Genomic DNA, 11,635 nt, shown 5'->3' on the forward strand with positions numbered 1-11,635 from the left:
CATATAGAAGGTTGCTTTCGTAAAAATCCCAAAAGCCGGATTTTTACTTGGTAGTACAAAGTCTTTACTTTAAATCTAGAGAGTTGCTCTTTTCTAATCTTTAAGAATTCAGCTTAATCGTATTAAATATGGCGAAATTGTTGAAATATAAGATTGAAAAGCAACAAAGTTTTAGAAAAGAGCCTAAATGAAAAAAGTGATAAGGGATTTATGCCTTATCACTTTTTTTGCTTAAATACTTAGATTTCAATATCTACACCGATGCTATCCACTCTACCGACTTCACGGATAAAGCTTGCAACAGCCTGGTGATCTTCATTAGTTGTATAAGCATCAAGAGCTGCTTGATTTTCAAACCTCACCATTAAAACTACCTGAAACTCTTTGCTTTTTTCAGCTATATTTAATCCTGCATGAATTTCTACGATACCAGATAAAACATTCTGTAAATCAGTAAAACGCTTAATGACTTCTTGAAGCTGTTCAGTTGTAGTTGTTTCTGCAAATTTTAGTAGAACTGTACGTTGAATCATTCTTTTTCCTCCTTTATGTATACCTATTTATATTACAATTAGAAACATGTAATCGCAATTTTTAAGTGTGTTGATTTTATGCTTTCCATGAATAAAGCTCCTATTTATGCTCACTCTATATACATACTTATATAATAGGAGGGGAACTATGCAGCCTTTTATCATTAATCATCTGATAGCAGATGACGATTTTCTAGGAGAAGAATCAGTAACTGCGGATTTTACGTACAATGAAAACCATTATAGTATTACATTTAAAAAGTCTGATCTTGAGTTGGTTAACACTTGGTATTTTAAGGAAGATCAAACAATTCCCGCTAACTTGTCACATACTTTAATTGATGCCATTAGAGATGAGATTAAGAATCAATTGTAAGAAAATGAGTTGGGCCGGGGCCGACGTAGATAGGAAATGAAGATGATCAAAGTTTTCTGCAGCGTTATTTACGAGAGGCCCATTTTAAGACTTATTTCCTATCTTTGGACCTTTCTTTTATTGACAATATAAAGATGACTATGATATATTTATCTCGAATTTGAGATAAATGAATTAAAGATAAAAACATATTAGTTATGTAGGAGGTCATTGAAATGAATGGTTTAAAAGGTGTCCATCATGTCACTGCCATTACAAGCAGTGCAGAGGAAAATTATAAATTTTTCACTTACGTATTAGGAATGCGCTTAGTTAAAAAGACAGTCAATCAGGATGATATTCAAACCTATCATTTATTTTTTGCAGATGATAAGGGAAGTCCAGGGACAGATATGACCTTTTTTGATTTTCCTGGGATTTCAAAAGGTGTTCATGGGACAAACGAGATTTCCAAGACTTCTTTCCGTGTTCCGAGCGATGCTGCACTTGAATACTGGTTAAAAAGATTTGAACGCTTAGAAGTAAAGCACGATGGCATACAAGAATTGTTCGGCAAGAAGACGCTTTCTTTTGTTGACTTTGATGATCAACAGTATCAATTAATTTCTGATGAACTTAACAATGGTGTTGATTCAGGCACTCCTTGGCAAAAAGGACCAATACCACTTGAGTATGCCATCACAGGACTCGGTCCAATCTTTATCCGTGTCGCTAATATCGATTACTTTAAAGAAATGATGGAGAAGGTGTTATTATTTAAAGAAGTCGCGAGCGAAGGGGTGTACCACTTATTTGAGGTCGGTGAAGGTGGGAATGGAGCACAGGTCATTGCAGAACATAATAATGTACTACCACAAGCTCAACAAGGATATGGTACAGTCCATCATGTAGCGTTTCGAGTTGATGATCGGACTCAAATTGATGAATGGAATAAGCGATTGCAGAGCTTTGGATTTCAAACCTCAGGTTATGTGAATCGATATTTCTTTGAATCTCTTTACTCAAGAGTCGCCCCACAAATTTTATTCGAATTTGCTACTGACGGCCCTGGTTTCATGGGAGATGAACCATATGAAACGCTTGGTGAGAAACTGTCTCTTCCACCATTTTTAGAACCTAAGCGAGAACAGATTGAGAAGTTAGTTCGTCCTATTGATACTGTTAGAAGTACGATTGAATTTAACAAAGAGTAATTTCAGCATTTAATGCCAATTATAAAACCATTGACAGGTTGGATAATATTGGTATAATTTACTTGAAATAAACTACGAACTGATAAACCGTGGGCAAACCACCCTCATTTATTAGAGTGAGCCGGTTTCGTATCTTTTTAGATATGAACCGGCTTTTTTTATTAGGCTGTTTTCCTATAGAAGTAGGGTAGAAAACAAAATTTATGAAAAGAGCCTTTTATTACCTCATTAAAAGGAGTAGGGAATATGAGCTATATTTTTAAGAATCCAAGAATGATCTATGATCCATTTTATCAAAAGGAAACTCAAGTACATCCATGGGAATATGAGTTATTACAAAGTAGCGCAGTTAAACGGCTAAAATTCTTATCTCATTATGGAACCGCTTCTTTTACGACATCAGCTAAACATTCAAGGTATGAGCATACGGTGGGAGTGTGGACTATTATTGCCAATCATTTTCCCAAAGAAGAAGAGCTAAGAATAGCTGCTCTTTTACATGATATTGGCCATTTGCCATTCTCGCATGCTGTTGAACGTACACTAGGGTTTAATCACCATATAATAACAGAGGAATATATTCTTTCTGAAGAAGTTTCATCAATTCTAAAGAATCACGGTTTTACACCTTCAGCGATAATCGATCTATTAAATATAGACACACCTGTTTCTCACAAAACACCATTCTTGAGTGCTGACCATTTGGATAGTTTCTTACGAGATGCATATATGTTAGGGAAGTTAAACGAGCACCCTTCAAATTTCATAGACAAGATTTCTTTTACTGAGAATTATGTAGAAGCAGACCTTGCAACAAGTCGAATTATTATGGAAGCAATATTGGCTGATCATTTAAGTTTCCTTAAACCTATTCACTTAGCCCTGGATGCCATTTTAGCAAAATCTATTTCTATCTATGCTAGCCATATGAAGATTGAGTTAAAGAGAATTCAATATTTAACAAATCATGAACTCTTGCAGTTACTAATTCACTCTAATCTACGTGAGGTGAATCAATTACTTGAACTTCTATTATGGAATCCTGAAAGAATCAGAGTAAGCTGTGAAGAATTTCCTAGTTCTGAAAAAATAGAAGTAAAGAAGGTTTACGATAAATCCCCTCTAGTACAGGGCACCCCTTTAAACGAATTATTACCAGAAGCGAACGATATACTTGAGCACATACGCTCATTAAAGAAAACATATTATTATAGTTATTAATAGTAGTATCTATGGGAAGCGTATCTCAAAAGCTTAAGTAATATATATTGAGAAAATAGTAGATTCAAATGCTTTATAATGTAAAAAACAAAACGAGCATACTACGTTGTATACTCGTTTTCATTTTGCTTTTAAGTTTTTAAGAGTAAATTATTTTCATAATAATCCATAACGTTTTTTTGGTCTAGGTTATTTCCTATTAAAATAATAACGGGTTCTTGAGAAGTTCCTTCTGTTAGTTTTTCAAATGTGATTCGCTTTGCTGCAAATTGAAAACTTGTAAGTCCATATTCACCGCTAATTTGTACAATGCCTTTAGCGCGAATAACTTCAGGTGGAAGGCCTCTTAACCATTTTTGCAGGTGTTTTATATGAAACTGTGGTAATTCAGTTACCTTAATAGCTTTGATATTAGCATGGTGAGTGTGATGATGGCACTCTTCATGCTTAGAGCATGAACAACTCTTTTTTTCAATGGAACTAATCATTTGAATCCTTGGTAAAAGCAATTCCTCCATCTTAACGTTCCCAAACGCAGTTTTTATAGCATGAGTTGAATCTTTTAGTTCCTTTTTTATAGAGTCTTCAACCTTTTGAAGTTGTTTAGTTGAAACAAGATCTGTCTTATTAATCACAAGTAGAGTAGCACTGCTAATCTGTTCCTTTAGAAGTTGCCTAATCTCTTTAGAACTAGAAAATATACTTTGGTATTCTAGATAATTACTAGCATCTACCAAACTAATAATAGACTTTAAATCAAAATGCTCATGAAAGGGAGGGCTTACAAGTGAGTCTACAATTTCATTGGGATTGGCAACACCTGTTCCCTCAATGATTAATAGATCGATAGGGTTGTCAATAAACTGCTGAAGGGTATCCTTTAAGTCATCTTGAATTGAACAACAAATGCATCCATTTAGCAGCTCAACCATTTGTTCTTGCTTAAACATATAATTCTCAACGTGTACATCACCAAGTTCATTTAAGATGAGACCAACTTTTAATTGTTGATGTCTTGCATGTTCAACCATTCTTTTAAGAACAGTTGTTTTCCCGCTGCCTAAGAAACCACTTATAATATAGGTTGGTATTTTTGTCTGCATTCTACAAATCTCCTTTGGAATACATCATTTAATAACATATTTTATATTTAAATAATAATGATTACGATTTTAATACTTATCTTATTAAATCTAAAAATAAAATACAACCCTCATTAAACTTAGCCATTACGTAATTTTTCTAAATTCATTAACAAATCGCTTGGATTAACTCGGGTGTATTATTTTTAGGTGAATTAACAAGCGTGGAAACTTCATAAGCTTCCATTAGTTTTGATTCTAAGGGCTTTAACATATGGTTTAAAGTGTTGTAATCTGTTATATTTCGGTCAAGCCATATGTTTTCTTGCTCAGGAGGCAAAATTACTGGCATTCGATCATGTATGTTACTCATTAGTTCATTTGGAGTCGTTGTAATTATAGAACAAGAATGTATCTTTTGCCCGGTTGGGGAAATCCAGCTTTCCCAAAGACCTGCCATAGCAAACAATTCGTTGTTTTTTAACTTAATACAAATAGGTGTTTTCTTTCCATTTACCTTTTTCCATTCGTAAAAGCTATTGGCTATTACTAAACAACGCTTATGACTATAAGCCTTTTTAAAGCTAGGTTTTTCTGCTAATGTTTCAGCTCTTGCATTAATCAGTTTACTCCCGACTTTTTCATCTTTAGCCCACGGTGGGATTAGTCCCCAACGTAAATAGCCTAATCTATTCTTCTTTCCGTCATTAATAACTGAGAGGACCGACTGGGTTGGGGCTATATTATATCTTTGCGTGTAAAGCTCTTCTTCTATGGATAAATTAATTTCAAATCTTTTCAAGATTTTATGTAAATCTTCAAATAAAGTAAATCGACCACACATAAAATTCACTCCTTAGTTGCTCTTATATTAGCAAGTAAGTAAAAGTAAATCAAAGAGCTTTTTCAATCTTGCTTTATTAGGCCCTTTATACCTCAACAATGGGTCTCGCTATCCACGACGAATATACTGAAGTATATAGAATATGAAATGTAATATAGGAACCTGTTCTCATATGAAAATTGATAAAAATGGTATAAAATCAGTTTTACACCATTCGACAAATTCCGTATTATTATAGTATAAATAACTCTCAAGGTAAAAGAGGTATAAATTATGAACGTTGATAAATTATACAGTACAGCAAAGAATGTTTTTGAACTTATGGCTGAAATAGTTGGCACCAATACGTTTTATATAGCTTTAAATGATGGAAAAACAAATAGAATTATACAAGCTTTTAATAGAGAAAAGGAATTAGTGAAAGAAGGGGCATTGCTTAATCTGCAAGATACTTATTGAATGTTCTCAACTAGTGGTCGGGAACCACTCGCTATACCGGATTTGTCACAACATCCTTTGACAAAAAATATGGAAATGACGAATCTCTTTAAAAGTTACCTAGGGACACCGCTATTAAAGAAGGATGGAGAAGTAGTAGGTACGCTTTGTGCTATAGACTCTATACCGTATCACTATACTCCGAAGCAAATAACACTCATTCAAACTATGGCAGAATATCTATCTAACTTAATTGAAGTAGATGAGCAGATTCAAAAGAAGGAGAAGGCAGAAAGGCTTTTACATGAACAAAATAAAATTCTTACTTCCATAGCTAAAGGTAGTGATATTGAGCAAATCTTAAATGAAATATGTGTCTATGTAGAAAATGAAATACCCAACACTTATTGTTCAATCTTAAAATATAAAAAAGAAGAAAATCAGTTAACGCTTGTTGCTGCTCCTAAACTTCCTGGTGGATACAAAGAATGTCTAAAAGTAGTTGAAGTAGGAGAGAGTGAGGGTTCTTGCGGTACTGCTGCATTTAAAAAAGAAACCGTTATTGTATCTGATATATCTACAAACCCACTTTGGGGTCCAAAATATAGGGATTTAGCTATTGCACATAATTTGAAATCTTGTTGGTCAACAGTTATCTTATCTTCAAAACAAGAGGTTTTAGGTACATTTGCCATATACAGTCTACAATCACATGAACCAACAACGGCTGAATTGGAAATCCTAAATCAATTTTCAGCTTTAGCAGAAATTGCATTAGAAAAGGCAGAGACTGAAGATAAATTAAATTTCTTGGCTTATCATGATGAGTTAACTAAACTTGCCAACCGTTTGCACTACCGAGAGAGGGCGGAGGAAATTATTCGACAGGCAAAAACGAATGATGAGAATGTATTTGTTATGATTCTTGATCTAGATCGTTTTAAATTTATTAATGACGAATACGGTCATTTAGCAGGAGACCATGTTCTTAAGGAGACCGCAAATCGCTTAGTCAATGTAATAAGTGATAATGGAATTGTAGCTAGGCTCGGTGGAGACGAATTTGCGGTTATTGTTACTCAATTAAGCAGAAATGAAGTAGAAATAATGGCAAGGAGAATTGTTGAAGCGCTTAAGAAACCGGTGACTTACAACAAAAATCAATTAGAGGTTACGGCTAGTGTCGGTCTTTCACAATTGCACAATGATGGTCACACACTTCATGAACTAAAGAAGAGTGCTGACGATGCAATGTACGTTGCAAAGGAACAAGGAAAAAATAACTACGCCTTCTTTAGTTAGGCTATTATCTTATATAATGAGAAAGAGTTGTCTATAAAGGATTGGTGTTTAGATCATGAGAATAATAGGAGCTGTTGCCGGATATTTTTTAAGTGATTTCTTCTTTCATATCATTCATACAGCAGCGGCAGGATTGAAGGCAGAAACACAGATTGACCGAATTGGCGCGGTAGGATTTGGAATCTTGGTGCTTCTACTGTTCATGTATATAGCATTTCGCTTTTTTTCTTCTTCCTTTTTTCAAGGTTTTATCGTAGCAACTGGGTTGTTCTTGAGTTTTGACATTATTGTGTTTCATTGGGTATTCCAATTGCATCGGATTACGAATGGTCCAGAGGCTAATTGGTTAGAACCAATACTCGTTTTAGGTGGCATTTTGTTTATATGGTTTGGTTTAAGTAAAGAATTATCTCAAGGGAAATTACAATCAAAAGCAATGTAATTGAAGGGAGGGGAGAAGCCATCCCTTCTTTTTTTAGTTGTATTGAACTTAAGATTGCAGAATGATAAGCTACAATCGAATGAGTGAAAAGAAAGATATTACTTTATTTGGATGTGATTAAATTGTTGACAGTTCAAGAAACAGAACAATACGTAAAAGAAAAAATAGGTGAAACGACAAATCCTCATTTAATTTGGGAGATCTTTAAAGAGTTTGGTGAGATCTCTATCGAACAAGAGGATGATGTAGAACTTTTATTTCAATGTGGTATGGATAATGGGGAATTTTATATGGATTTCGTTAGGCAATTTACGGTTTACGATGAAGACGATTACTCACATATGGAGCAACTTCACTGTAAATTAGTTTATGATGCTGTACCTATCTTAGAAGGGTTAGAAACCATAGTATGGTATTTTGATACAGAAGGTGAGATCATAGAGTATTTTCACCAAATAGAGAAATTAGAAGAGTTTAAGCGTCCCATAGAGCTAACTCCTATTCGTATTCATATTTACCAAGAAGAAGTATAGTAGAAAGACCGATTTTTTAATCGGTCTTTCTCGGGGCTTTTTTTACAATTTGTTCCCTATTTAACACTTGAGGTGGCTTTTCCATCCATTGATGTTTAATCATTAATTCGGCAAGGTCTTCAGCAAACTGTCCGAGTTCTGCAAAAAGTCTACCGTAGTGGATTAACAGATCTTTTCTTAAACTTGCCCCCATTGCTGTGCCGTAATAACTGATACCTATACTTATAATAGCTGCGATATTATTCGCCATTAAATAATCCGAGAAAGGAGGTGTAGTGGAATCTGTTAAACTGCTGTCCCAACCAGAAGGAGCACGAACATCTTCTTTCTTTAATATTGATGATAAGATTTCAGCATGTTTTTCTGCAATTTCATGTCCTCTTAAAAAGAGGGAACGGAGCTTTTGTTCTCTAGCAACTTGTGCATAAGCTAAAAATAAGGATGATACTGTATGATTAGCTTCTATGTTTGTACTAAGATGAGAAATTTCTACTGACAATAACGGTCGATCCTCATCAAGAAAGCCATCCGTAAAAAAATGCGATTTCTGTACAAATTCGTTTTCTGTTGGATAAGCCATTGAAGGACTTCTTACTAGAATCCCTTTTTCTGTCATTACATCAATAATCATATCATAAAGGTGGCCAGATTCATTAAGCCAAATTCCCGCCAATTTACGAATATCTTTACGGACAACAGTGGACTTTCCTAGTCCATAATTTGATAGACCGACACGAGACATATGTTCAAGGAAACGATACATAAAGGTATCCGGAAAAAGTTTAGGTACATCTTCACATAAATCCTGACTAGAAAAAGCCTTAGGAATTGGGATCTTCTCTTGATCAAAAACGGATTTAATTTGTTCTAAATGCTCATTTGAACATTTTAAAGAGTAAGAAAGTATAGAATCTAAGTCCGGATCTTCGCTCGTTAATTGGAAATGTTTTATAATATACGTAGCTAAGGAATCTTGTACATATGTAGTCCATAATAAAGAAATCTCCGTTGATACCAATTGTGAATTATGTGTTACCATGATAACACCTCCTTAACGTTTATATTTTCCATAAATTTGGATATTAATCTCAGTATTTGGAAAAAGATTATTTGTAATACATCTTTTAAGTAGGAACAGTTTTGTTATATAGAAAGGAAAATTAAAGAATGAAATTTGCAGTAATTGGCACCAATTGGATTACAGATCGTTTTCTAGAAGCTGTAAAAGATTTAGATGAATTTGAATTAACGGCTGTATATTCAAGAACAAAAGAAAAAGCAAGCGAATTTGCTGAAAAATATAACATCCGTTATACATTTACTGACTATAACGAGATGGCAAAAAGTAATGTAATTGATGCTGTTTATATTGCTAGTCCAAACTCACTGCATAATGAACAGGCTCAAGTATTTTTAAATCATGGTAAGCATGTATTGTGTGAAAAGCCACTCGCATCAAATGTAAGAGAGACAGAAGAAATGATAAAAGTGGCAAAGCAGAACAAAGTGTTATTAATGGAAGCGATGAGAACAACAGTCCATCCCAACTTCAAACAGATCCAAGAAAATTTATATAAGATTGGTAAAATTCGTCGTTATTTTGCTAGCTACTGTAAATATTCGTCTCGTTATGATGCCTTTAAAGAGGGAACGGTACTAAATGCTTTTAAGCCAGAGTTTTCAAATGGCTCGTTAATGGATCTAGGGGTTTATTGTATCTATCCGATGATTGCCTTATTTGGAGAACCAAAGGACATAAAAGCAACTGGTATTATGCTTAGTTCAGGAGTAGATGGTTCAGGTAGTATTCTTGCTCAGTATGAGGAAATGGATGCAGTCATTATGCATTCAAAAATTAATGACTCATTCTTGCCATCAGAAATTCAAGGTGAATTAGGTAGCATGCTAATTTACGATAATATTTCTTCACCTGAGAAAGTTGAAATCAAGTATAAGGATGGAACCACTGAAAAGATTAGCATCGTTCGTGAACAACCAGAAATGTATTATGAAGCAGAAGAGTTTATCAAGTTAATTAAAGAAGGAAGTACCATGTCAACAATCAATTCATTTAAGAATTCACTTCAAACTGCAAGAGTAATGGAAATGGCAAGAAAGCAATTGGGCTTAATTTATCCTGCTGATATGAAATAATCTATACTGTATGAGAAACTAGCTTTTTACTCAAAAGCTAGTTTTTTTGTATATAGGAACTATTTCCTATCTTTATAAGATAGAAAAGTAAGGTGATAGTTCGTGTGCCTCTATAAAAGCTTTGACCTTCGGCTTTTACTAAAGTGCAGCAAGAAAAATAGAAGAATACTCTTATTCAAGAAAATTACACTAGTTTTCACACGGTCTTATAATGTTAGCATTTGCATATATTTTAATACTTGTCATCAATAGATTCTAGATTCGTAAATATAAAAATGAGTACAAGATTTGACACTTTTCTATGAATAATCTAAGCAAATTAAAGGAGTGAAAGAATGGTATTCATTAATACTGTAACAGGAATAGTTGATTCTAATAAGCTAGGGTGCACGTTAATACACGAGCATATGCGTGTACGCTCAGAAGCAGTGGTAGCACAGTTTCCGCATTTATATGATGAAGATAAAGAATTTATAAAAGCAGTTGAACAGGTTAAACGAGTCAAGGAACTTGGGGTTAAAACAATTTGTGACCCGACGGTAATGGAACTGGGTCGTGATATTCGCTTTATTGAGAGAGTAGCACTAGAATCAGATATGCAGATTATTGCAGCAACCGGTATATACTCCTACCACTATATACCCCCTCATTTCCAGAACCGTAGCATAGATTATATGGCGGATTTATTTATTAGAGACATTGAAGTGGGGGTTCAAAACACATCTATTAAGGCAGGTTTCTTAAAATGCGCAGCTGATAAACAAGGGATTACTCCAGACGTTGAAAAAGTGAATCGAGCCGTTGCTCGTGCACACTTGAGAACAGGGGTACCTATCATGACACATTCACACCCTGCAAGTGGTACGGGTTTAATGCAATTAGAGATACTAAAAGAAGAAGGTGTTAACACAAAACAAGTGCTTATTGGTCACACTGGTGATACAAATAATCTTGAGTATATATTAAAGGTTCTTGAAAGCGGAGCATTTATCGGTATGGATCGTTATGGACTAACGAGTGAGTGCACAACGGAAGACCGTAATGCAATCGTTATCGAACTAACAAAGCTAGGGTTTTCCAATCGTATGTTTCTTTCTCAAGATTATTGCTGTTCACTTGATTGGTATCCAGAGCATACACCTGGTATGATGTTTCCAAAGTGGACGATGAGTTTTGTATTAGAAGAAGTGATACCTAAGTTAAAAAAACATGGTGTCACGAACGAGCAAATTGAGGATATGTTAAATCACAATGCGCGTCGTTGGTTCGAAGGGAGTTAATTAAAATTGATTTTCGTCCAAACGGTATTAAACTCTACGTATTACTCAAATAAGTTACCAAGTTAAGGTTCGCTTAATAGGAAAGAACCCTAGTCAGACCTTCATGTCTACTTATTTTCTTTTAAATATGTATGAAAAAGTATATTCTGGAAAAAATGGTGTAAGTATAAATATTTTTCCTAGAATATGGTTACTTAAAAACATTACTCCAGATAAAATCATATGGTTATGTAATGA

The 11,635-nt window shown here is 34.3% G+C and carries 13 protein-coding genes; 9 read left to right on the top strand and 4 right to left on the bottom strand.

Annotation, left to right across the window (positions count from 1 at the left end):
* Positions 1–239: 239 nt before the first annotated feature.
* Positions 240–533 (bottom strand): Dabb family protein, encoded by a 294-nt coding sequence (locus LT143_RS11575; protein WP_246943156.1) that lies wholly within the window; start codon positions 531–533, stop codon positions 240–242.
* 148 nt (positions 534–681) lie between these two features.
* On the opposite strand from LT143_RS11575, the gene LT143_RS11580 reads away from it, so the two are divergent.
* The 3 genes from LT143_RS11580 to LT143_RS11590 all read left to right on the top strand — a co-directional run bounded on the left by LT143_RS11580 (position 682) and on the right by LT143_RS11590 (position 3,323).
* A complete protein-coding gene (locus LT143_RS11580) occupies positions 682–909 on the top strand; it encodes a hypothetical protein (RefSeq protein ID WP_246943157.1) in 228 nt (75 codons plus the stop codon).
* 215 nt (positions 910–1,124) lie between these two features.
* Positions 1,125–2,102: a ring-cleaving dioxygenase gene (locus LT143_RS11585; RefSeq protein WP_246943158.1), complete on the top strand. Its 978-nt coding sequence runs from the start codon at positions 1,125–1,127 to the stop codon at positions 2,100–2,102.
* 246 nt (positions 2,103–2,348) lie between these two features.
* Entirely contained in the window at positions 2,349–3,323 is a 975-nt protein-coding gene (locus LT143_RS11590; protein ID WP_246943159.1) for an HD domain-containing protein, read from the top strand.
* A gap of 131 nt (positions 3,324–3,454) precedes the next feature.
* On the opposite strand, the gene LT143_RS11595 is transcribed toward LT143_RS11590, so the two are convergent.
* Both LT143_RS11595 and LT143_RS11600 read right to left on the bottom strand, forming a co-directional pair.
* The gene (locus LT143_RS11595; protein ID WP_246943160.1) at positions 3,455–4,426 is read right to left on the bottom strand and encodes a CobW family GTP-binding protein; all 972 of its coding nucleotides are present in this window, start codon (positions 4,424–4,426) and stop codon (positions 3,455–3,457) included.
* A gap of 148 nt (positions 4,427–4,574) precedes the next feature.
* Complete coding sequence (locus tag LT143_RS11600; protein WP_246943161.1) at positions 4,575–5,249, bottom strand: SOS response-associated peptidase; 675 nt, start codon at positions 5,247–5,249, stop codon at positions 4,575–4,577.
* A 273-nt stretch (positions 5,250–5,522) separates the two neighbouring features.
* On the opposite strand from LT143_RS11600, the gene LT143_RS11605 reads away from it, so the two are divergent.
* The 4 genes from LT143_RS11605 (at position 5,523) to LT143_RS11620 (ending at position 7,964) form a co-directional block, all read left to right on the top strand.
* Positions 5,523–5,708, top strand: a complete 186-nt coding sequence (locus tag LT143_RS11605) for a hypothetical protein (protein WP_246943162.1) — start codon at positions 5,523–5,525, stop codon at positions 5,706–5,708.
* Positions 5,709–6,989, top strand: coding sequence for a sensor domain-containing diguanylate cyclase (locus tag LT143_RS11610; RefSeq protein ID WP_246943163.1), 1,281 nt, complete (start codon positions 5,709–5,711; stop codon positions 6,987–6,989). It abuts the gene before it with no gap.
* A gap of 55 nt (positions 6,990–7,044) precedes the next feature.
* Positions 7,045–7,431 (top strand): hypothetical protein, encoded by a 387-nt coding sequence (locus LT143_RS11615; RefSeq protein ID WP_246943164.1) that lies wholly within the window; start codon positions 7,045–7,047, stop codon positions 7,429–7,431.
* An 83-nt stretch (positions 7,432–7,514) separates the two neighbouring features.
* Positions 7,515–7,964 (top strand): hypothetical protein, encoded by a 450-nt coding sequence (locus tag LT143_RS11620; RefSeq protein WP_246943165.1) that lies wholly within the window; start codon positions 7,515–7,517, stop codon positions 7,962–7,964.
* A 16-nt stretch (positions 7,965–7,980) separates the two neighbouring features.
* Here the strand turns inward: LT143_RS11620 and LT143_RS11625 are convergent, their stop codons facing one another.
* Positions 7,981–9,003: a DUF3231 family protein gene (locus LT143_RS11625; RefSeq protein WP_246943166.1), complete on the bottom strand. Its 1,023-nt coding sequence runs from the start codon at positions 9,001–9,003 to the stop codon at positions 7,981–7,983.
* 128 nt (positions 9,004–9,131) lie between these two features.
* Between LT143_RS11625 and LT143_RS11630 the strand changes: the two genes are divergently transcribed.
* Together LT143_RS11630 and LT143_RS11635 are read left to right on the top strand one after the other, a co-directional pair.
* Entirely contained in the window at positions 9,132–10,118 is a 987-nt protein-coding gene (locus LT143_RS11630; RefSeq protein ID WP_246943167.1) for a Gfo/Idh/MocA family protein, read from the top strand.
* A gap of 335 nt (positions 10,119–10,453) precedes the next feature.
* A complete protein-coding gene (locus tag LT143_RS11635; protein WP_246943168.1) occupies positions 10,454–11,398 on the top strand; it encodes a phosphotriesterase family protein in 945 nt (314 codons plus the stop codon).
* The last annotated feature ends 237 nt before the right edge of the window (positions 11,399–11,635 follow it).

It is taken from the genome of Bacillus pinisoli, from assembly GCF_023036475.1.
GTDB classification, from domain to species: Bacteria; Bacillota; Bacilli; order Bacillales; family SA4; genus Bacillus_BS; species Bacillus_BS pinisoli.